General features: G+C 60.9%; 26 protein-coding genes and 2 tRNA genes. 25 read left to right on the top strand and 3 right to left on the bottom strand.

Going from position 1 to position 20,533, the window contains the following annotated elements:
• The first annotated feature begins 202 nt into the window (after positions 1-202).
• Both H7U37_RS08180 and H7U37_RS08175 read left to right on the top strand, forming a co-directional pair.
• A tRNA-Ser gene (locus H7U37_RS08180) sits at positions 203-289 on the top strand.
• Between the two features lie 32 nt (positions 290-321).
• Positions 322-412: transfer RNA gene (locus H7U37_RS08175), tRNA-Ser, on the top strand.
• Between the two features lie 136 nt (positions 413-548).
• Here the strand turns inward: H7U37_RS08175 and H7U37_RS08170 are convergent.
• From H7U37_RS08170 to H7U37_RS08160, 3 genes are all read right to left on the bottom strand, one after another.
• Complete coding sequence (locus tag H7U37_RS08170; RefSeq protein WP_204874998.1) at positions 549-1,661, bottom strand: tyrosine-type recombinase/integrase; 1,113 nt, start codon at positions 1,659-1,661, stop codon at positions 549-551.
• Between the two features lie 75 nt (positions 1,662-1,736).
• Entirely contained in the window at positions 1,737-2,408 is a 672-nt protein-coding gene (locus tag H7U37_RS08165) for a DUF5067 domain-containing protein (protein WP_204874996.1), read from the bottom strand.
• A 275-nt stretch (positions 2,409-2,683) separates the two neighbouring features.
• On the bottom strand, positions 2,684-3,070 hold the full coding sequence (locus H7U37_RS08160) for a helix-turn-helix domain-containing protein (protein ID WP_204874994.1): 387 nt from the start codon (positions 3,068-3,070) through the stop codon (positions 2,684-2,686).
• A 144-nt stretch (positions 3,071-3,214) separates the two neighbouring features.
• On the opposite strand from H7U37_RS08160, the gene H7U37_RS08155 reads away from it, so the two are divergent.
• From H7U37_RS08155 to H7U37_RS08050, 23 genes are all read left to right on the top strand, one after another.
• Positions 3,215-3,370: a hypothetical protein gene (locus H7U37_RS08155; protein ID WP_204874993.1), complete on the top strand. Its 156-nt coding sequence runs from the start codon at positions 3,215-3,217 to the stop codon at positions 3,368-3,370.
• Positions 3,371-3,415: 45 nt separating this feature from the next.
• Positions 3,416-3,811, top strand: coding sequence for a hypothetical protein (locus H7U37_RS08150; protein ID WP_204874992.1), 396 nt, complete (start codon positions 3,416-3,418; stop codon positions 3,809-3,811).
• Between the two features lie 163 nt (positions 3,812-3,974).
• Complete coding sequence (locus tag H7U37_RS08145) at positions 3,975-4,193, top strand: hypothetical protein (RefSeq protein ID WP_204874991.1); 219 nt, start codon at positions 3,975-3,977, stop codon at positions 4,191-4,193.
• 1 nt (position 4,194) lies between these two features.
• Positions 4,195-4,353, top strand: coding sequence for a hypothetical protein (locus tag H7U37_RS08140; protein WP_204874990.1), 159 nt, complete (start codon positions 4,195-4,197; stop codon positions 4,351-4,353).
• Positions 4,354-4,507: 154 nt separating this feature from the next.
• The gene (locus H7U37_RS08135) at positions 4,508-4,897 is read left to right on the top strand and encodes a beta-sandwich lipoprotein (RefSeq protein ID WP_204874989.1); all 390 of its coding nucleotides are present in this window, start codon (positions 4,508-4,510) and stop codon (positions 4,895-4,897) included.
• Between the two features lie 27 nt (positions 4,898-4,924).
• On the top strand, positions 4,925-5,260 hold the full coding sequence (locus H7U37_RS08130) for a hypothetical protein (protein ID WP_204874988.1): 336 nt from the start codon (positions 4,925-4,927) through the stop codon (positions 5,258-5,260).
• A complete protein-coding gene (locus H7U37_RS16050; protein WP_272873473.1) occupies positions 5,205-5,330 on the top strand; it encodes a hypothetical protein in 126 nt (41 codons plus the stop codon). The genes H7U37_RS08130 and H7U37_RS16050 overlap by 56 nt, the downstream gene beginning before the upstream one ends.
• A 29-nt stretch (positions 5,331-5,359) precedes the next feature.
• Complete coding sequence (locus tag H7U37_RS08125) at positions 5,360-5,779, top strand: hypothetical protein (RefSeq protein WP_204874987.1); 420 nt, start codon at positions 5,360-5,362, stop codon at positions 5,777-5,779.
• Positions 5,779-6,990, top strand: a complete 1,212-nt coding sequence (locus tag H7U37_RS08120; protein ID WP_204874986.1) for a DUF2800 domain-containing protein — start codon at positions 5,779-5,781, stop codon at positions 6,988-6,990. The genes H7U37_RS08125 and H7U37_RS08120 overlap by 1 nt, the downstream gene beginning before the upstream one ends.
• A 46-nt stretch (positions 6,991-7,036) precedes the next feature.
• Complete coding sequence (locus tag H7U37_RS08115) at positions 7,037-7,651, top strand: DUF2815 family protein (RefSeq protein ID WP_204874984.1); 615 nt, start codon at positions 7,037-7,039, stop codon at positions 7,649-7,651.
• Positions 7,652-7,654: 3 nt separating this feature from the next.
• Positions 7,655-9,679 carry a DNA polymerase gene (locus H7U37_RS08110; RefSeq protein WP_204874982.1) on the top strand — a complete coding sequence of 675 codons (2,025 nt, stop codon included), beginning with the start codon at positions 7,655-7,657 and terminating at the stop codon, positions 9,677-9,679.
• 13 nt (positions 9,680-9,692) lie between these two features.
• Positions 9,693-10,199 carry a hypothetical protein gene (locus H7U37_RS08105; RefSeq protein ID WP_204874980.1) on the top strand — a complete coding sequence of 169 codons (507 nt, stop codon included), beginning with the start codon at positions 9,693-9,695 and terminating at the stop codon, positions 10,197-10,199.
• Between the two features lie 17 nt (positions 10,200-10,216).
• Positions 10,217-12,616 carry a virulence-associated E family protein gene (locus H7U37_RS08100; RefSeq protein WP_204874978.1) on the top strand — a complete coding sequence of 800 codons (2,400 nt, stop codon included), beginning with the start codon at positions 10,217-10,219 and terminating at the stop codon, positions 12,614-12,616.
• Between the two features lie 239 nt (positions 12,617-12,855).
• A complete protein-coding gene (locus H7U37_RS08095; RefSeq protein WP_204874976.1) occupies positions 12,856-13,155 on the top strand; it encodes a PDDEXK family nuclease in 300 nt (99 codons plus the stop codon).
• Positions 13,152-14,579 (top strand): DEAD/DEAH box helicase, encoded by a 1,428-nt coding sequence (locus tag H7U37_RS08090; protein ID WP_204874975.1) that lies wholly within the window; start codon positions 13,152-13,154, stop codon positions 14,577-14,579. Before H7U37_RS08095 ends, H7U37_RS08090 begins: the two co-directional genes overlap by 4 nt.
• 109 nt (positions 14,580-14,688) lie before the next feature.
• Entirely contained in the window at positions 14,689-14,985 is a 297-nt protein-coding gene (locus tag H7U37_RS08085) for a DUF3846 domain-containing protein (protein WP_204874974.1), read from the top strand.
• Positions 14,982-15,236, top strand: coding sequence for a DUF551 domain-containing protein (locus tag H7U37_RS08080; protein ID WP_204874973.1), 255 nt, complete (start codon positions 14,982-14,984; stop codon positions 15,234-15,236). The genes H7U37_RS08085 and H7U37_RS08080 overlap by 4 nt, the downstream gene beginning before the upstream one ends.
• Before the next feature lie 230 nt (positions 15,237-15,466).
• Positions 15,467-16,051 (top strand): terminase small subunit, encoded by a 585-nt coding sequence (locus H7U37_RS08075; RefSeq protein ID WP_338049804.1) that lies wholly within the window; start codon positions 15,467-15,469, stop codon positions 16,049-16,051.
• Entirely contained in the window at positions 16,029-17,258 is a 1,230-nt protein-coding gene (locus H7U37_RS08070) for a PBSX family phage terminase large subunit (protein ID WP_204874971.1), read from the top strand. The genes H7U37_RS08075 and H7U37_RS08070 overlap by 23 nt, the downstream gene beginning before the upstream one ends.
• Positions 17,248-17,442, top strand: coding sequence for a hypothetical protein (locus tag H7U37_RS08065; RefSeq protein ID WP_204874970.1), 195 nt, complete (start codon positions 17,248-17,250; stop codon positions 17,440-17,442). Before H7U37_RS08070 ends, H7U37_RS08065 begins: the two co-directional genes overlap by 11 nt.
• Positions 17,439-18,812, top strand: coding sequence for a hypothetical protein (locus H7U37_RS08060; protein ID WP_204874969.1), 1,374 nt, complete (start codon positions 17,439-17,441; stop codon positions 18,810-18,812). Before H7U37_RS08065 ends, H7U37_RS08060 begins: the two co-directional genes overlap by 4 nt.
• Entirely contained in the window at positions 18,812-20,311 is a 1,500-nt protein-coding gene (locus H7U37_RS08055; RefSeq protein ID WP_204874968.1) for a phage minor capsid protein, read from the top strand. Before H7U37_RS08060 ends, H7U37_RS08055 begins: the two co-directional genes overlap by 1 nt.
• Positions 20,308-20,529: a hypothetical protein gene (locus H7U37_RS08050; protein WP_204874966.1), complete on the top strand. Its 222-nt coding sequence runs from the start codon at positions 20,308-20,310 to the stop codon at positions 20,527-20,529. The genes H7U37_RS08055 and H7U37_RS08050 overlap by 4 nt, the downstream gene beginning before the upstream one ends.
• The last annotated feature ends 4 nt before the right edge of the window (positions 20,530-20,533 follow it).

The raw sequence follows: 20,533 nt of genomic DNA, 5'->3' as shown, positions 1-20,533 counted from the left end.
ATGGCCCCCTCTCGTCAAGTTGTTGTGTCGCAACTCAACTTTAACCGATGAGGCCCTATCCTTCATCCTTTTTTATTCAACTGTCCAACATGTATTGTACTCCTACAAGAAGAAAAATAAAAAAGGGGGAAAAGTGGCTTGACAAGGTGGAGAGAGTATGGTATTATTCTATCTGTCGCTTGACTGAAACGAGTTCGGACGTGGAGAGATGTCCGAGTGGTTTAAGGAGCCGGTCTTGAAAACCGGTGACTCGCAAGAGCCGTGGGTTCGAATCCCACTCTCTCCGCCACTTTTCTTTCAGGAAAGGGCCGCAATCGGCGTGGAGAAGTACCCAAGTGGCCGAAGGGGCTCCCCTGCTAAGGGAGTAGTGTGGGAAACCGCAGCGAGGGTTCAAATCCCTCCTTCTCCGCCAAAGAGGACTGAAATCAACGGAAAGACGTTGGTTCCAGTCCTCTTTTTTTATTTCCTGCAATTTTAAGGGCAAAATGAAAAAACGCGCCCCGGCGGGTGAAAAAGCGCGTTGACAGAATTTATAGTTAGCAGTACAGTTAGCACTCTTTGCCCCTGCCCATGGTGTTGACGGCGGCCAGCGCGGCGGCGCTGTCGGGGTGGATGTAGCGCTGGGTGGTGGAGAATTTGGTGTGGCGCATGACTTCCTGGATGACGCTGGGGGCGATGTTGCCCAGGGCCAGCGCTGTGGCGGTGGTGTGCCGGCAGGAGTAGGGCGGCAAGTCCCGCACCTCCACCCGCCGGAGGGCGGCGTGGTACGCGGCATAGAAATTGTCCTTGTTCATGCCCACCACATAGCCCACCCGGCTGCTGCTCCGCTCGATGAGATTGGCCAGGACGGGGGCGATCATATGGGGGAACACGATGGGGGTTTCTTTGCGCTTTTTGGTTTTTAAGCCGCAGCCACGGATCTCCGACGCCTCCCAGTCCACCATGTCGGCCTTGAAGGCCAGCAGCTCGCCGGGCATCATGCCGGTGTAGATCATGAGCAGCACGAAGCCCACAAAGGTATCTCCGTTTCCGTAAGCGCTCCACAGTTTATGCAGCTCCAGCTCGGTAAAGGGCTGGAGCTCTTTTTCTTCCAGCGGGGGCAGGCGGATAAAGTCCGCCAGGTTGGTGCGGGCGTTTCCTTCGGCCACGGCGCGCTTGAAGAGGTGAGAGAGGACGGTTTTCATATCCTTGGCGGGGTAGTAGGTCTGGGCCTTGTCATCGATGCAGGTTTGCAGGTTGTCGATGGTCAGCTCATCCATGCGCCGGCCGGCCAGTCCCTCCAGCTTGCCCCATGCGATTTTTAGGGCGGTCTGCTTGCTCTTGGACAGATCGGGCAGCTCGGTGCGGCTCCAGCTCTCCCAGTAGGTGCGGAGGGTGGGGGAGGCCGCCTGTTCGGGCTCCGGGTTGGCGGCGTAGGCCAGGGCGGCGGTCTTGGTTTTGAAGCCGCCCTTCCACCGGCGTTTCTGGTGGATCTTCTTTTCCTCGGAATCGGGGTAGATCTCCACCGTCCAGATGGCCGTCCAGGTATTGCCCCGCTTGATGGCCGTGCCCAAGCCGTTGCCCCGGCTTTTGACGCCTTGTCTGACCTCCTGCTTGGCCCCGCATTTCAGGCAGAACTTGCTTTCGTCCGGAATCTCCGTGCGGCATTTCCGGCATTTCATTGTGTCGTGTCACCTCCTGATATGGTAAGGGCAGCGGGGCGTTGTGGCTCCGCTGCCCTATTTTCATCGTTTGATTCAGCCCACTGTGAAAGTCTTGGTAACCGATCCGGTATCTCCAGCTGTAAATGCCTCGAACACCTCGAACTCCACAGCCGAGCTGGAGCCGTCCAGCTCGAACGCATATTGGACCTGAGTGGAAGCGCCAGGGCGCAGATTTGTCATCGTATTGGAGTCAAAGTCGTCGATCATATAGGCGCTATCTAGTTCCACGCCGTTCTGATAGGCCCTTGCGATCAGGGACATGACAGCGGAAGTTGTCTCATCGCTGTTGTTGGTCCAGGTGCACGTTACGATCATGACCGGATTCCCATCTCGATCTTCCGTGGTCTTTGCACTGTCAACGGTAACATAATAGTCGCCGATATTGTTGGAGCTATTTTCGGAGGTATTGTTTCCACTGGTCAGGACCACGGTCTGGGTGTTTCCGTCCCACGCTACGTTAAGGCCGAGGGCATTGGCAACCGCACGAACGGGCAGATAAGTAGTGCCGCTGACTGCGAAGGGCTCCACAGCGGCGCCATTTGCGTCCACGAGATTGACGCTCTGGCCGTCCAGCGTGACTTTGATGTTGTTGTAGTCGGCAGTCAGTGTTTTTTGCGCGACCGTTGCCGCAACCGTGCCGGTCAGGCTGATCGCCACAGCCGTGACCAGGCATCCGCTCAAAAAGCTTCTGACATCACGTTTCATTTTTTCTGCTCCTCTCTTTTTCTGCTTCAACAAATTTTTAATCCACACAAGCTGTGCGGGGATTGACAAAATAGAACTAATGTACTATACTGGTAACAAGGGATTTCGCCGGTGCGGATATGTGCCCATAGGAGGGGGCGGCTAGTATGGAGAAAAAAGAAAAGCTAATTTCGTCCATAACACGTTTGCTGGAATGTGCCAACATACGACAGCTTGAATTGATTCAGAGAATCATTCAAGCCATCATCAAATAGCGCCCACTCAGCGGGTCCGGATTAGTCCGGGCCCGCTTTTTCTTGCTCTTCGTCGGCTAATTGACGCGCTATATCCGCCAGGAGCTCCCACTGCTCGTCTGTGAGTCGTGACATCACGGTCAGCAGTTTGGCACGGATGTCATTTTTCGGTCCCTCAGCCACCTTTGCAATGAACTCGAACAGCTCTTCATTACGGCTCTTCGGCACGAACATCTCGCCTTCACCGCTACGAAGCCACGTTTCTGATACTCCAAATTCCCGACAGATAAGGGTGATAACCGTATCGGTGGGAGGATTGCGCCCAATTTCATATTGTCCGACAGTATTCCGCTTCACGCCTATATGATCTGCAAATTGCTGCTGCGTAAAGCCAAGCGCTTTACGCAGTTCTTTTATTCGCTCATCCATTTGCTCACCACCTTTCTGCAAATCATATTATCATTTTTTGACTTTTGCGTCAAGGAAAAAATGCCATGAAAACAACAAAAAAGCTATTGACAAAGTTGTTTTAATGGCGTACACTTGTTACAGAAACAACAAGGAGGTGATGGCATGAACGAGAAGGCAAAGCGGACCATGATCGACATTCTGACCATCTTTGATCGGCTGCCCGAGTCCAAGCAGCAGTGCTTGTTGGGCGTGGCCATGGGCCTGGATCTCGCGTCCACTCATGCGCAGGCCCAGCCCGACCAGCGCCCCGCCAGCTGAGCAGACAACAACGACCCAACCGCACATAGAGAGGGGGTGATTTTTGTGCACCACTATGAAGCACTTGTGCTGGAGCTTCTGCGGCGGCTGGACGAAAAGGCGGATCGGCTGATCTCGATGCTTGAGACGCACCGGGATGTCACCCACGGCGGAGACCAGAAGAAAGAGGCTCCCCTCGGTGGGAAAGACCAAGGGGAGCCGGTTATCCGCATTCAGGGGGACATCGCCCACACCGAAGAGGACCGGAAGAAACTGTGTAAGCTTATTCGGGAAGCCATTCAAAAGAAGGAGCATGACTCACCGCAACAACTTTATCCCACAGCACACACACACCGAATCAAGATGAAGGAGATCCGCTGGACAAATCTGTGCCTTTATGGACGCGATAACAGCGTCTGTGAGCCAGAGGCCAGGGCGCCCAATGAAGTCTTCAGAATTTGAGCTTGTTCCAATAAACATGTTTTCTTCGGTATATAATGCAATTCTTGTTCCGGATTTCGGAAAGTTTATGACATTTGGCATAAAATCACCCCCTTTCTACCATAGTTTACCACACGTTGGAGCAAGGGGGCAAGGGGGCAACCAAAAGAAGGAGGTGTACCCCGTGACGCTGGAAGATGTCAAGAAGATGGATACCTCGGTCATCACCGCCGCTGTGGCGGGGCATGTGCTGGGGTGTGATCCCCATTACATCCGGCTGGAGGCCCGGCTGCACCCGGAGAAGCTGGGCTTTCCGGTCATCGTGATCGGCAAGCGGGTCAAAATCCCCCGGACCGCCTTTGTGCGGTACCTGGAGGGCGACTTTATGGAGAGGGGGGAGTGAGATGGTCTATAAGATCCGCCAGGTCCGACTGACCAGGTGGAACGGCTGGAGGGGGTGCGGAAAGCGCCCCAAGACCTACGTCACCCCGGACAAGCTGGAGGTGGGCGGAGTGTACATGCTCTTCGGCGGAAACTTCTACCGTGTGGAGCGGGTGATGTAGCATGAGCCCGGAGACATACAAGGAGTATCTGCAAGCGGCCAACGATAGTGAACAGAACCGAAAAAATATCGTAATGGCCGTTGCACTGGATCGGGATATCAGTTTGAAAGAGTTCTATCGTCTGGTATCTACGCTGACAAAAGGAGAAACGTGAATGAAGAAAATGATTGCAGTTCTGGCCACGGCGGCTCTTATCACCACCGTGCTGAGCGGATGCCGTGAGAGTGATAAGGTGTCCTACAACATCTCTCAGCAGGCAGACAATTTCAACGTTACCCGCAAAATTACCGTTATCAACGTGCGGGATGATACGATCCTCTACGAGCTGGTGGGGAACTTCGCTTTGACCAATGAGGGCAACAATGAGCTTTCTATTATCAGCGAGGTAGCTCCTGGATCGTATAAGAAGGATTACATCTACCTCAGCGAATGGACGACCTATATTGTCCAGGACGTGTCCGGCGCCTATGTGGACCAGTATCATTATGAGGTGAACATTTTGCCGCAAATGATTGGCGGTGTGACGATCACCTCGGACGAGTAAATGTTTACCCCCGAGGAGCTGGCCGCCATGGCCGAAGCGGACGCCCAGATCGAGGCCGAGTTCCAGCTCACTTATGAAGAGGTCCAACTCTCCCGGGAGCTGGACGCCTATGCCGTCTGGCAGCGCTCCAGCTGGGAGGAGATCGAGAAGAAGAAGCAGATACAACGGAAAAGAGCCTACGATCGTTCCTACTATCAGAAAAACCGCAAGAAGATTTCTGAGTATAAGAAAAAATGGTACCTGGAAAACCGCGCGTCTGTACTGGCACAGCAAAAAGCCTATATAGCAAAAAGGAAGGAGCTTAACCATGCGCGAGAAGAATTACAAGAAGCGCCGCCGCCAGTTCTGGACGGCCACGATTGAGGGCCTGGCCATCGCCGCCGGGCTGATGACCATCACCGCCTGTCTCACGGCGCTGATGCTGCGCTACTGACCTTACCCAAACACAAAGGAGGAACCACTATGGACATCAATATCACCATCAAGTGCCCCGACCTTACCCTGGCCGCCTCGGCCATTGCCAAAGCCCTGCTGGGCGCCCGCGCGGAGACCCCTGTGCCGGAAGCGCCCGCCGATCACGCGCTCACCGCCGCGGCGTTCGTCAGCCCCGCGCCTGCTGCCGTACCGGTAGCCCCTGCGCCCGCGGCAGCTCCGGCGCCCGCGGCAGCTCCGGCGCCTGTCGTGCCCACCGCGCCCGCTCCCCAGATCACCCTGGCCCAGCTGAGCAAGGCGGGGGCCGATCTGCTGATGGGCAAACCGGACGCGATGCCGCTGCTGATGGGCCTGCTCCAGAAATTCGGCGTGCAGGATGTGGTCCAGCTCCGCCCGGAGCAGATTGGGTCCTTCGCCACCGAGCTGCGGGGATTGGGGGCGAAAATCTGATGCCCCCTGAAAAACACGCCCTGCTGGGCGCCAGCAGCGCCCACCGGTGGATTCACTGCCCGCCTTCGGCCCGGCTGACCCAGGGAATGCCCGATCACACCAGCACCTACGCCGAAGCCGGCCGCCTGGCCCATGAGATCGCCGAGCTGAAAGCCAGGCAGTATTTTATCGAGACGCTCCCCAATCGGACCTATCAGGCCCGGCTGAAGAAGCTGCAGGCGCACGCGCACTACGAAAAATCCATGGACAGCGCCACCGACGTGTATCTGGAGCACCTGAAAGTCCGGGCCATGGCCTATCCGGAGCCGCCCTCCGTGGCGCTGGAAGTGCGGGTCTGTTATGACCACATTGCGCCAGAAGGGTTTGGAACTGCCGACTGCATCATGATCGGCTCCGGGCGGATGGACGTAGTGGACTACAAGAACGGCGCCGGTGTGCTGGTAGAAGCCGAACACAACCCGCAATTGATGCTGTATGCCCTGGGGGCGCTGCGGGAATACTCCGTCATCTTCGGCGACAGCATCCGCACCATACAGCTGTCCATTGTCCAGCCCAATGCCGGCGGCGTCAGGGAATGGGAGACCACGGTTGAGGCGCTCCGGCAATGGGCCGAGACCACCGCCGCGCCTGCCGCCAGACTGGCCTGGGAGGGCACGGGAGACTTCCAGGCCGGCGACTGGTGCCGGTTCTGCAAAGCGAAAGCCCAGTGCGCCGCCCGGGCCCGGCAGATGCTGGCGCTGGAGCAGGAAGCGGGCGGAATCCCCGCCGGGTCGGCTGGCGTCCATGCCTATGAGGGCACGGATACCCCGCTGCTGTCCGACGCCCAGGTGGGCGACGCCCTCACCCGAGGGAGGGAGGTCGCCGGCTGGGTCAAGGACCTGGAGGCCTACGCCATGAAGGCCACGCTGGAAGGCCGGGTCATCGCGGGCTGGAAGGTGGTAGAGGGGCGGGTGACCCGGGACTGGACCGGCGGAATTGAGCTGGCGTTCCCGGAGCTCCGTGCCCGCGGCGTGGAGGAGGCGCTGCTCTACGAGCGCAGGCCGGTAACTGTCGCCGGGCTGGAAAAATCCCTGGGCAAGAAAGTGTTTGGAGAGACGGCGGAAGGCCTGTGGGTAAAGGCCCCCGGCAAGCCGACCCTGGTGCCGGAGGATGATCCGCGCCAGCCGTACAACGCCGCCGCCGCGGCTTTTACCGTGGCAGGCAAAGCATGATCCCCGGCATCCGAAAAAAATGAAACTGATAAAGGAGAACAATCTTATGGCTATCACGATTTCTGGCGTCCGTTTTTCCTATTGCAGCCTGTTCCAGGCCAAAGCACCATTCAACAATCCCCAGGGGGAGCCCCGGTACAGCTGCACCATTCTGGTGCCCAAGAGCAATACTCAGGCCAAGGCTCTCATCGATCAGGCAGTGAACCAAGCCATCGAGGCCGGCGTGGCCAATAAGTGGGCCGGTGTCCGCCCGCCCATGCCCGCCATCTGCGTCCATGACGGCGACGGCCCCCGGCCCAGCGACGGCAGCGCTTTCGGCGAAGAGTGCCGGGGGATGTGGGTGTTTACGGCCTCCAGCAAGCATCCGCCCTTTGTGGTGGACGACCAGGTACAGCCCATCATCGACCCCACCCAGGTCTATTCGGGTATGTGGGGCAACGTCTCGGTCAACTTCTTTGCCTACGCCAACGCGGGCAAGAAGGGGATCGGCTGCGGGCTGAACGGGGTGCAGAAAACCGCCGACGGCGACCCCCTGGGCGGCCATGTGACGGCGCAGGAGGCGTTCCAGCCGGTGTCCGCCGCCGTTCCCTGGCAAGCTATGACCGGCTCCGTGGTGCCCGGCGGGTGGGGCGCAATCCCCGCGGGGCCTCTGCCCTTCTAAATCATGGAGACCGTACATCATCTCAGTGTAGACATCGAGACGTACAGCGACGTGGACATCCAAAAGGCCGGGCTTTACAAATACGCGCAGAGCCCGGCCTTCCAGATCCTCCTGTTCGCTTACAGCCTCGACGGCGGCCCGGTCAAAGTAGTGGATATGACCCAGCCGGGCGGCCAGCTGCCCGCCGATGCGGTGGGGTATCTGCTGGACAAGCACACCGTCAAACACGCATACAACGCCGCGTTCGAGTGGTACTGTATCAGCCGGCATTTCCGGATGGATGACGCCTGGGCGGCCAACTGGCTGCCGCAGTGGCGCTGCACCATGCTCCACGGGATGTATCTGGGCTATCCCGCCGGCCTGGACGCCTGCGGCCGGGCGCTGGAACTGCCCGAGGACAGGCAGAAACTGGCCGCGGGCAAAGCGCTGATCCGGTATTTTTGTGTCCCATGTACGCCCACCAGGCACAACGGCGGCCGGACAAGAAACCTACCCTGCCACGACCCGGAACGGTGGGCGCTTTTCCGGAGCTATAACGCCCGGGACGTGGTCACCGAGATGGAGATCGAGGCGCGGCTCTCCCCATTCCCCGTACCGGAGGACGTACAGCGCCAGTGGGAGACCGATCAGCGCATCAACCTACGGGGCGTAGGGGTGGACCGAGCGCTGGTAGCAGGTGCGCGGGCGTTGGACGCCGAGACCCGGGCGGCCTATCTGGAGGAGGCCCGCAAATTGACCGGTCTGGAGAACCCCAACAGTGTCGGGCAGCTGTCCGCCTGGCTGGAGCGAGAAACTGGCCGGGCCCTCGGGGACCTCTCTAAGGGCACGGTGGCCGATATGCTGCGGGAGGACGTGGGGACGCCGGCCGCCCGGCGGATGCTGGAGATCCGGCAGGCGTTGAGTAAGACCAGCAACAAGAAATATGACGCGCTGGCGGCTGCCACCGGTTCCGACGGCCGGGTGCGGGGGCTGCTGCAATTTTACGGCGCCAACCGGACCGGGCGCTGGGCGGGGCGCATTGTCCAACCCCAGAATCTGCCCCGGACATACCTCGCCGGGGAATTGCTGCCTCTGGCCCGTCAGCTGGTGAAAGAGGGGCGGGGCCCGGCCCTGGGCTGGATCTTCGGCAGCGTGCCCGATACGCTCAGCCAGTTGATCCGGACGGCTCTGGTGGCCGCGCCGGGCAACACACTGCTGGACGCCGACTTTTCCGCCATCGAGGCCCGGGTCATCGCCTGGCTGGCCGGGGAGGACTGGGTGCTGGAGGTATTCCGCACCCACGGGAAGATCTATGAGGCCACCGCGTCCCAGATGTTCCATATCCCCCTTGAGAAAATCAAAAAAGGGAATCCCGAATACAGCTACCGGCAGAAGGGCAAGGTCGCTACCCTGGCTCTGGGCTATCAGGGCGGGGTAGGGGCCATGCGGGCGATGGATACCGGCCACGAGCTGGACAGCCTGGACGACGAGGCCGTGCTGGAGCTGGTGGCCCTATGGCGGCGGGCAAATCCGCGCATCGTGGACCTGTGGCGGACGGTGGAGACTGCGGCGGTGGAGGCCGTCCGATCGGGACGGGTCATCCCGCTCCAAAGCGGGCGGTTGGTATTTGCCCGGGAGGGCAGCCGGTCAGGTCTGGACTTTCTCACCGTCCGGCTGCCCAGCGGGCGCAAGCTGTACTATCCAAAGCCACACATGGGACAAAACCGGTTTGGGCGTCCCGCGCTCTGCTACTACGGCCAGGGCCAGCAGAGCAAGAAGTGGGAGATTCAGGAGACCTACGGCGGGAAGCTGGTGGAGAACATCACCCAGGCCACGGCCCGGGACTGTCTGGCCGAGGCGGTGGAGCGTCTGGAGGCGGCCGGGTATCCGGTGGTGTTTCATATCCACGACGAGATCGTAGTGGATGCCCCGGAGGGCAAGCAGGATCTGGACGATATGGAGCGGCTCATGGCCGCGGTACCCGATTGGGCGGAGGGCCTGCCCCTCCGGGCCGACGGCTGGGTCAACGAATTTTTCAAAAAAGATTGAGGGATAGATAAAAATGATGACTGACGATGAACTGCGCACCAGTTGGAGGAACGCAGAGGATCATACCAAACAGATCAAGATCCTGGCTGAGCTGAACGCCTGCTCAACAGAAGAAATCACCCAGCGTCTGGTCAAGCTGGGCCTTCTGGAGGACAAAGAGAAGAACAGCTTCGATTTCATGCGCTGCGCAGAGCTTTACGCGGAAGGGAAGTCTGATCTGGAGATCGCCGAGATGCTGGGCGAACCCATTCAGAAGGTTCAGCGCTGGCGGAAATCCAAAGGGCTCCGGGCCAACTACCCGAGCACCCGGGCGCCGGCGAAAAAACCTGTCCAGAAGAAAAGCACTCCTGCGAAGCCGAAGCCCGCGCCGGCGGCCGTCCATCAGCCGGAAGAGCCCCCGCATACGGAAAGCGACGTGTTAATCCGATGGAGGCTCCTTGGCTGCTTGGTAGAAATCACGGCGCCCGATCTGACGCGCGCCCGCAAGGTGCTGGAGGAGCTGGACAGCCGCCGAGCTTGAAGGAGTGAGCCAATCCCATGACCAACGACCGACAAATCACCGTCACCGTGGGGCGGAGCCGCCGGGATACCCGGTGGCGGGGCCAGCCCATGATGCTCTCCGAGCTGTGGGAGAAGCTGCGCACCCCCGCCCGGGGAACGGAGACCGTGGAGCAGTATCTGGCCTTGCCCAAAGGGCAGCAGGACGAGCGGAAGGACGTGGGCGGCTATGTGGCCGGCACGCTGCGCGGCCCCCGGCGGAAAGCCGGGGCGGTCTCCGGCCGCGATGTCATCACCCTGGACCTGGACCACATCCCCGCCGGCGGGACGCGCGAAGTGGCCGGCCGGGTGGACGCGCTGGGCTGCGGCTACTGCATCTACTCCACCCGCAAGCACCGGCCGGACGCCCCCCGGCTGCGGGTGCTGTTCCCTCTGGACCGGACCTGTACCGCCGATGAATACGAGCCCTGCGCCCGGCGCATGGCGGCCTGGATCGGGATGGAACTGGCCGATCCTTCCACCTTTGAGTCCTCCCGGCTTATGTACTGGCCCAGCGTGTGCGCCGACGGACAGTATGTCTATTACGCCGCGGACAAGCCCATGCTCAGCGTGGATGGGCTGTTGGCCACCTATGCCGACTGGCGGGACGTGACGGCCTGGCCCACCGTGCCCGGGACCACAGCCCCCGCCCGGCTGGCCGCCAAGCAGGGCGACCCGGAGGCAAAATCGGGCGTGGTGGGGGCGTTCTGCCGGGTCTACGACGTACCGGCCGCCATGGAGGCGTTTCTGCCCGGCGTCTATCTGCCGGTGGATACCATGCCGGGGCGATTTACCTTTACCGGCGGCTCCACCACCGGCGGCGCGGTGCTCTACGACAACGGGAAATTCCTCTACTCCCACCACGCCACGGACCCCTGCGGCGGGCGGCTGGTCAACGCCTTCGACCTGGTGCGCCTCCACCGCTTTGGCGACCGGGACGACGACGCCCAGCCGGGCACCCCCACCAACCGTCTGCCCAGTTACGCCGCCATGTGTGAGCTGGCGGCGGGGGATAAGCAGGTCTCCGGTCTGCTGCTGAAAGAGCGGTGGGAGGAGGCCACCGGCGGCTTTTCCCAAATGGCGGACGCGGAGGAAGAGGACAGCCGCTGGGTGGAGACCCTGAAAGTACACAGCAAGACCGGCGCGCCCCTCTCCACCATTGATAATGTGTGGATCATCCTGGAACACGACCCCCGATTAAAGGATAAATTCGCCCTCAACGCCTTTGCCGGCCGGGGCGAGGTGCTGGGGGCGCTGCCCTGGACGGAGCGCAGCGAGCGCCGCCTGTGGGGGGACAACGACAACCAGGGGCTTTACTGGTACCTGGAAAAATGCTATCAGATCACCGGCACGGGCAAAATCGACGGGGCGCTGTCCCTTCACAGCGAGAAGCACGCCTTTAATGAGGTGACCGACTATCTGGGTGGACTTTTGTGGGACGGGACGCCCCGTCTGGACCGGCTCTTCATCGACTACCTGGGGGCGGAGGATACCCCTTACATCCGGGCGGTGACCCGCAAGGCCTTTACCGCCGCGGTGGCCCGGGCCATGCGCCCGGGGACCAAGTTTGACAACATGACCATCCTGTCCGGTCCACAGGGGATCGGCAAGAGCACTCTGTTGGACAAGATGAGCCGGGGCTGGTTCAACGACTCCATCCGCACCTTTGAGGGCAAGGAAGCCAGCGAGCTGTTACAGGGGGTCTGGATTGTGGAGATCGGCGAGCTGGACGCCTTTCGCCGGACCGATGTCTCCCGCATCAAGCAGTTTCTCAGCCAGCGGGCCGACCGGTTCCGGGCCGCCTATGGCCGCCACGTCAAGGAAATGCCCCGCCGCTGCGTCTTTTTCGGCACCACCAACACGGGGGACTACTTACAGGATAAGACGGGCAACCGCCGGTTCTGGCCGGTGGATGTGGGCCGTCAGCCGGCGGTCAAAAGCGTGTGGGAGGACCTGGACCGGGAGCTGGATCAGCTCTGGGCGGAGGCGGTGATGCGCTGGCGGCTGGGAGAACCGCTGTATCTGGAGGGCGCGCTGGAGGAAACGGCGCGGGCCCAGCAGGAGGATCACCGGGAAGTCAGCGCCCGGGAGGGTTTGATCCTGTCGTTCCTGGAACGGGAGGTACCGCGGGACTGGTCCGCATGGCCGCTGGACCGGCGCCGGATGTTTTGGGGCGGAAACGTGGCCGGAGATCTGGAGCTGGTTCCACGGGAGCGGGTCTGCGCGCTGGAAATCTGGTGCGAGCTGCTGGATGGGCAGAAGAAGGATCTGCGGTACAGCGATACCCAGGAGATCAACAGTGTAATTGCCGCGGTCCCTGGGTGGGAGAAATCAAAAAATGCTGTGCGCTTTGGCTACTGTGGATTACAAAGGGGCTTCTGCCGACGTGTTACATACTAGTGTTACGGGCTGTTACATCTTGGTTTTCTGTTGTTACATTGAAACATAGTGTTACTTGTAATGTAACGCCCGAAAACCGTTGCGGCGCAAGGCATTTGAGCTAATTGTTACATCGTTACATTCATTTCTTATTAAATCTAAAATTAGAGAAATAGAGAGTATACATACCCTCTAACCCGCCTAAGCGCACCGCGTTCCGCGCGCGTGCGCGTACACACGTAGCAAGGAGAATGCCAAAAATGAAAGAATCTGAATTGGAGCGCCGCCTGGTGCGAGGGGTGCAGGCCCTGGGCGGCTGTGCGTATAAGTTTGTCAGCCCGGGCAACGTAGGGGTGCCGGACCGGCTGGTCATCCTGCCGGGCGGCCGGATCGTATTTGTTGAACTGAAAACCGAGCGGGGGAGCACCAGCAAAATGCAGGATTATCAAATTGGGAAACTGCGGGGCCTTGGAGCAGAGGTCCGTGTGCTGCGGGGCGCCGTAGAGATCGCCGGTTTTCTCGATTGGTGCTTTGAAGTTCTCAGGGGGTTGATCCGATGAAATTCATCCCCCACAGCTATCAGCGATACGCCATCGAGCGTATCCTGTCCGACCCGTTTCTGGGGCTTTTTTTGGATATGGGCCTTGGCAAGACGGTGATCACGCTGACTGCGGTGCAGGTGCTGCGCTACCGCCGGTGGGCGGTGGGACGCTGCCTGGTGGTGGCGCCCAAAAAGGTGGCGGAGGCGACCTGGAGCGAGGAAGCGCGGAAGTGGGATCACCTCCAAGGGCTGCGGGTCATTCCCGTGCTGGGCAGCGTGTCCAGGCGCCATCGGGCCTTACATACGCCGGGAGATGTCTGGGTCATCAACCGGGAGAACATCCCCTGGCTGGTGGACTACTACCGCAATGCCTGGCCCTTTGACATGGTGGTGCTGGATGAGAGCAGCAGCTTCAAGAACGCCCAGAGTAAGCGGTTCAAGGCGCTGAAACTGGTGCGCCCCCGTATCCGGCGGCTGTTGGAGCTGACCGGCACACCGGCGCCCAACGGTCTGGAGGACCTGTGGGCGCAAATCTTCCTGCTGGATGGCGGCGCCCGGCTGGGGCGGACCCTCTCCAGCTACCGAGAGGCCTTTTTTACCCAGGACTATGCCCACCCCGGGCAGCAGTACCGGACTTATACGCCCCAGGATGGTGCGGATGACCGTATCCGGACGGCCATCGCGGACATCTGTGTGAGCATGAAGGCCGAGGACTATCTGGAGCTGCCGGACTATGTGGAGGACGTGGTACCGGTGGCGTTGGATGCCAAAGCACGCAAGGCCTACGACAAGATGGAGCGGGATATGCTGCTGGAGGTGCATGACCAGACGATCACCGCCGGTTCCGCCGCCGTGCTGAATGGAAAGCTGCTGCAATTGTGCAGCGGCGCGGTTTATGACAGCGCGGGGGACGTGGTGGAGGTCCATCGATGCAAGATTGAGGCCTGTCTGGAGGTGGTGGAGCAGCTGAACGGCGCCCACGCCCTGGTGTTTTACTGGTTTCAGCATGAACGGGACCGGCTGCTGGAAGCGCTGTCTGGTACGGGCCTGCGGGTGCGGGTCTACTGGGGCGAGGAGGACGCACAGATGTGGAACGCCGGAAATGTGGATCTGCTGCTGGCCCACCCGGCCTCCTGCGGCTATGGATTGAATCTTCAGGCGGGCGGACACCACGCCATCTGGTTCGGCTACCCCAACTGGGCGTTGGAGATCTATCAGCAGGCCAACAAGCGTCTGCACCGGCAGGGACAGCGGTATCCGGTTATCAGCCACCATCTGGTGGTGCGGGGCGGAATGGACGAGGCGGTGGTAGCAGCGCTGCATGAGAAGGGGGATGCCCAAGAGGCCCTGATGCAGGCGTTGAAGGCCCGCATCCGTCGGGTGAGGCGGGGAAAGTACGGTGGACCGGATGCCGCCGCCCAGGAAGGAGGAAAACAAACGTGATTCTGACCGAAAAAATGGTGCTGGAACTGACCAACCAGAAAAAGCGCAAAGCGGTGCTGGAGGCCTTGCAAGAGCTCCGGAAGAAACTACTGGAGAAGGAGACGATAGTATGAAAGCGATTTTGAAGCAGCCCGGGCAGCGGCCCGTAGTGGTGGAGCTGGAGAACACCCTACAAGCCCTCCAGAGAGCCGTGGGCGGGTACATCGAGACGGTGACCATCGCCAGTGACGCCTGCCTGATCTGCAACGAGGAAGGGCGTCTCATGGGTCTGGCTCCCAACCCGGTGATGGAGATCGACCTGGTGGGGCCGGTGCTGTGTGTGGGCGTGAACGGGGACGCGTTCTGTTCCCTGACGGACGAGAACGCCGAGTTCATGCTCCGACAGATGGGCGGTGATGGCGTATGAAACACGAGATGGAAGCACACATCGACCGGTGCGCGTGGGTGCGCGTGAATGAGCGTATGCCGGATGAAGATCAGGCCGTGATTGTAATTGCCAACGGAAAGCCCAAAGAAAATATTACTCTGGATGGGGCTTTTGAGCTTGCGGAGTGGTCTGAAAGTGACGGATGGATTCTTGCGTGTTGGCCTGAGTGGGAAAACCCGGTCATTACGCACTGGATGCCGCTGCCGGAGCCGCCGGAGGAGGAGGGATGACCAGTGAGCAAACCTAAAGAGAACAAGCACCGCTGTCCCTGCCCGCCCGGCGAGGGCTGCACGGTGCGCGTCCCTAGGCCACGGCGCAGGCGGTGCGCGGACTGGCACTAAAAGTTTTCTGTTAATTGACAAGCCACTTTTGTATGATACGATAGCCAACGAGGAGAACGCCTCACGGCCCGTGGGCAAAGCCGGTAAACCCACAGCATAGCCCGGAGCGCCCGGGCTATATGCCCTTCCGCAGCTGCATGAGGCGGGGAGGGCGCCAGAACAAGAGAGAGGTGGTGAGGGTGGCGCGGTTGACCCAAAGGCAGAAAATATTTGTGCAGGAGTATCTGGTGGATCTGAACGCCACCCAGGCGGCCATCCGGGCCGGGTACAGCAAAAAGACCGCCGACCGGATCGGCCCGGAATTACTTGGGAAAGCTTGTGTTTCCCAGGCCATCCAGAAGGCAATGGCGGAGCGGGCGCAGCGGACCCAGATCACCCAGGACCGGGTGGTTGCCGAGCTGGCCCGCATCGCCTTTGCCGACCGGGGCGCCTTTGCCCGGGTGACGGACGACGGCAGCCGGGTCACGCTGACCGACACCGACCGCCTGACCGACGACCAGCGGGCCGCCCTGGCCGGTGTCAAAGAGACCAAGTACGGCATTGAGGTCAGCACCTACGACAAGGTCCGCGCCCTGGAGCTGCTGGGCAAGCACCTGGGGATGTTCGACGCCCAGAGTACCCGGAACCTCCAGCAGGAAAACAACCTTCTGGAGGCGATCCGGGCCCAGGAGGTGCATACCGATGCAATACCGGAGCTTGAGTGACCGGCAGCGCCTGGCCATGCTCTGGTGGAACCAGCCCCGCTTTATGGAACTGGACGGCATCATCTGCGACGGCTCCATCCGCTCGGGAAAAACGGTCGCCATGACCGTGGGTTTCATCCTGTGGGCCATGTGCCGCTTCCGCGGCCAGACCTTTGGCATCTGCGGAAAAACCATCGAAAGCCTGCGCCGCAATGTCATCACCCATCTGCGGGACTGGGTGCCCCCAGACCTCCGGATCAGCGAACGGCGGGCAGATAACAAGCTCCTCATCTCTGACGGCTGCGGGAACACAAACACGTTTTACCTCTTCGGCGGCCGGGACGAGTCGTCCTACACTCTGGTGCAGGGCATCACGCTGGCCGGTGCGCTGTTGGATGAGGTGGCCCTGATGCCCCGCTCCTTTGTGGAGCAGGTTATGGGCCGGTGCAGCGTGCAGGGGTCCAAGCTGTGGTTCAACTGCAACCCGGAAGGCCCCGAGCATTGGTTTTATCAGGAGTGGGTGAAAGAAGCAAAAAAGCAGCATATGCTCCGCCTGCACTTTACCATGGCGGACAACCTGTCCCTGTCCGATGAGATCCGCACCCGATACGAGCGGATGTTCTCCGGGGTTTTTTACCGGCGCTACATCCTGGGGGAGTGGTGCGTGGCCAACGGCCTGGTGTACGACTTCGGGGAGGCCAACCTCACCGATGGGATACCGGACCGGGGCGAGTATTACATTTCGGTGGACTACGGCACGCTGAACCCCTTTTCGGCGGGGCTGTGGTGCTGGGACGGACACAAGGCGGTGCGCATCCGGGAGTATTATTACGCGGGGCGCAAAGAGCGGCGGCAGAAGACCGACGAGGAGTATTACCAGGCCCTGGAGCAGCTGGCGGGCGGCCTGCCGGTCCGCCGGGTGGTGGTGGACCCGTCGGCGGCGTCTTTCCTTGAGACCATCCGCCGGCATGGCCGGTTCCCGGTGCGCAAGGCGGAAAACGACGTGCTGCCCGGCATCTGTCTCACCGCCACGCTGCTCAAAGCCGGGAAGGTCCTCATCCACCGGAGCTGTACCGACGCCATCCGGGAGTTCAAGCTCTACTGCTGGGACGAGAAGTCCAGCACCGACCGGCCGGTAAAGGAAAACGACCACGCCATGGACGAGATCCGCTATTTCTGCGCCACCATCCTGGGGCGTCTGACAAGGGGGCTGGAACATGGGGGTTAGAAACTGGCTGGTGGAACGTTTCCTGCCGGTCTGGGCCAAGGAGTCCCTTTTGCGGGAGCGGGACGCCCTGCGCCGACAAGTGGAAGAACTGACCCGGGAAAACCAACGGCTGCGGGCCTATGCACAGGGCCTTGAGTACGGGCTGCGGCGGCGCATCATCATCCGAAACGAGGTGAACCGGTGATTCTTTCGGCGCTCTTTTCCAACAGAGCCTACAACTATGAGGACGCCTTCGGGGCGCGGGACCTGACCTCCGTCCCCATGAGAGAGGCCATCCGGGACTGGTACACGCTGTTCTATCAGACCACCCCCACCGAGGAGGAGGACCCCTGCCAGCGCATCCCCTACACGGTGGTCAACAAGCTGACCAAGACCACCTTCGGCGAATACCAGGCCGGCGCGGAGGACCCTTTCCTCCGCGCGGTGCTCTCCGCGCTGGACGCCCACAGGACGGAAGCGGTCCATGCCGCCATGACCGGGGGGCTGGCCTATCTCAAGCCCTACCCAACCCGGGCGGGCATTGCCTTTTCGGTGGTGTCCCGGCCCTCCCTGCTGATCTTCGGCCGGGACGGGGAGGGGAACCCCACCGACATCGGCACGGCGGAGCACACCAGCGCCGGCAGCAAGTATTATACCCTGCTGGAGCGGCGGACCGTGGGCAGCGACGGACGGCTCACCCTGCGCAATCTGCTCTATGTGTCCCACGTCCGGGACCAGCTGGGACGAAAAACCACGCTGGACGCCCTGCCCCAATACGCCGGTCTGGTACCCGAGTACACCTTTCCGGAGCCCATGGGGCTGGGGCTTGCCCCCATCCGCTGCCCGGCCCCCAACTGTGTGGACGGCAGCTGCGACCCGGTGGCGGTGTTCGCCGCCGCGTCCGGCCTGATCCACAACATCAACCGCAACGAGGCCCAGCTCAACGGGGAGTTCGAGCGGGGGCAGAGCCGCATCGTGGTCTCCGCAGATCTGCTCTCCCCGGTGGGCCCGGACGGCCGGCGCCGGATGCTGCGGGACAAGGTCTTTGTGGGGCTGGATGAAAGCCCCGGCGAACTGGGGGTCTCCATCTTTTCGCCGGCGCTGCGGGAGGCCGCCTTCCTGGCCCGAAAAAAGGAGTATCTGCGTGACGTGGAGAGCATGATCGGCCTGAAGCGGGGGCTGCTGTCCGAGGTGGAGGCCGCCGAACGCACCGCCACCGAGGTCACCTCCAGCGAGGGCGACTATGCCCTCACCATCGGGGATTTTCAGGCCATGTGGGAAGGGGCGGCGCGGGAAGCCTGCGTGCTGGCCGGCCGCATCGGCACGCTCTACCGGGTCCCCAACGCCCGGGCGGTCCGGCCGGAGGAGGTGACAATGGACTGGGGCAACGGGGTGCTGTACGACGAGGACAAGACCTGGCAGGACTATAAGGACATGGTGGCCGCCGGTCTCCTCAAGCCGGAGATCGCGTTGGGCTGGCGATTCCATCTCCCCACCGACACCCCTGAGCAGCTGGCCGCCATCCGGGAGAAATATATGCCCGCCCTGGACGGGCTGCTGGGCGGTGAGGCGTAATGCTGACCCCGGAACAGACGGACGGGCTGCAGGATGCCTTTCAGCGTCTCACAGAGCCGCTCACGGAGTATCTGGTCTCAGATATCGCCCGGCGGGTCTCACAGGCTGGGCAGCTCACCAGTACCGCCGCCTATCAGATCTGGAAGCTCCAGAAGCTGGGCAAGTCCCGGGACGAGGTGGAGCGGCAGGTGGGGGAGCTGCTGGGCAAAGAGCTGGAGGAGGTGCAGACCCTCTTCCGTCAGGCGGCGGAGGTGGGATACAACTTTGACATCAGCCATCTGCCCCGGGATGCGCTGGCCTTTGCGGATAACACCGTTGCCCAGCAGATTGTGGAGGCTGCGGTGAAGCTGGCCCAGGAAGACCTGACCAATCTGGTGCAGACCATCGGATTCGTTGGGGAAGACGGGGTGGCCCGGGAATTGACCAGCGCCTACCGGCACGCCACCGATACCGCCTTTACCCAGGTGGTCAGCGGCGGGACGGATTACAACACCGCCCTCCGGCGGGCCTGCGCCCAGCTGGTACAGCAGGGCATCCGTACCATCGACTATGAAAGCGGCGTCCATACCAGCCTGGAGGCGGCGGTCCGCCGGAATCTGATGGGAGGGCTGGGGCTGATGGTGGAGGAAATCAGTCAGGAAAACCACGATGCCCTGGGGGCCGACGGCTGGGAGATCTCCGCCCACGCCATGAGCGCCCCGGACCACGAGCCATTCCAGGGGAAGCAGTACAGCGACGAGGACTATGCCCGTCTGAATGCCAGCCTTCACCGCCGGATCGGGACCCTCAACTGCGGACATAACGCCTTTCCTATCCTGCTGGGAATCAGTCAGCCTCAATACACGTCTCAGGAGCTGGAGCAGTTCCGCTCAGACAATGAAGCTGGGGTGATGGTGGACGGACGGCACTATACCGGCTACGAGGCCACCCAGAAGCAGCGGCAGATCGAGCGGGCTATCCGCACACAGAAGCGGCGCGTATTGGTGGAAGAAGCGGGCGGAGACAAAGAGCGGCTTTCCGCCGCCCAGATCCGGCTCCAGCGGCTCAGGCAGGAATACCGGCGCTTTTCCAACGCCGCCGGGCTGCGGACCGAAGAGGAACGGCTCATGGTGGCGGGGTTTGGAAGAAGAGGAGCAACGAAAAACAGGAAACTCGTTGCACGGTATTCTGGCATACGGTATAATAAAGACGGAACCGTTATTGTTACAGACGATTGGACAGGAAACGAACACCCGAGGCTTCCTTCCCAATACCTTCCTTATGCTGTTGTGGACACACTTTCTCAGAATGGCCGCCAGCGTGACCGGATGTATTATGACGGAGAGGGGCGGCAAATCAAACAAATCAGCAGTGGACCCCACGGAAATCTTAAAAAACACCCCTATGGAACACATGGGGAGCACGCACACGACATTCTATGGGAGAACGGTAAAATCGTCGGAAGGACGGTCAGAGAATTAAGCCAACAGGAACGGAAGGAGAATGCGGATCTATTATGAGCGCAAAAGAATTATTCGACTGGATCGACAGCCTGACCCAGGATATTGATTTTGAGTATCAGGGGAAATCCGGATCCATCTGCCCGTTCAGCCGGTCTGATATATCCCTTTGCTACGATGGGGAAGAAGTGACGGTTCATTCGGTAGAAGCGGCCATGCGAGAACCATTTATTGACGGCCGGTCACTGGAAGAACTCGCGGAGGATCTGCGGATCTGAAAGG

The organism is Pseudoflavonifractor phocaeensis, from assembly GCF_016901735.1.
Lineage (GTDB): Bacteria > Bacillota > Clostridia > Oscillospirales > Oscillospiraceae > Pseudoflavonifractor_A.
Note: the sequence above shows the minus strand (reverse complement) of the source record. Positions and strands in the feature narration are given on the sequence as shown.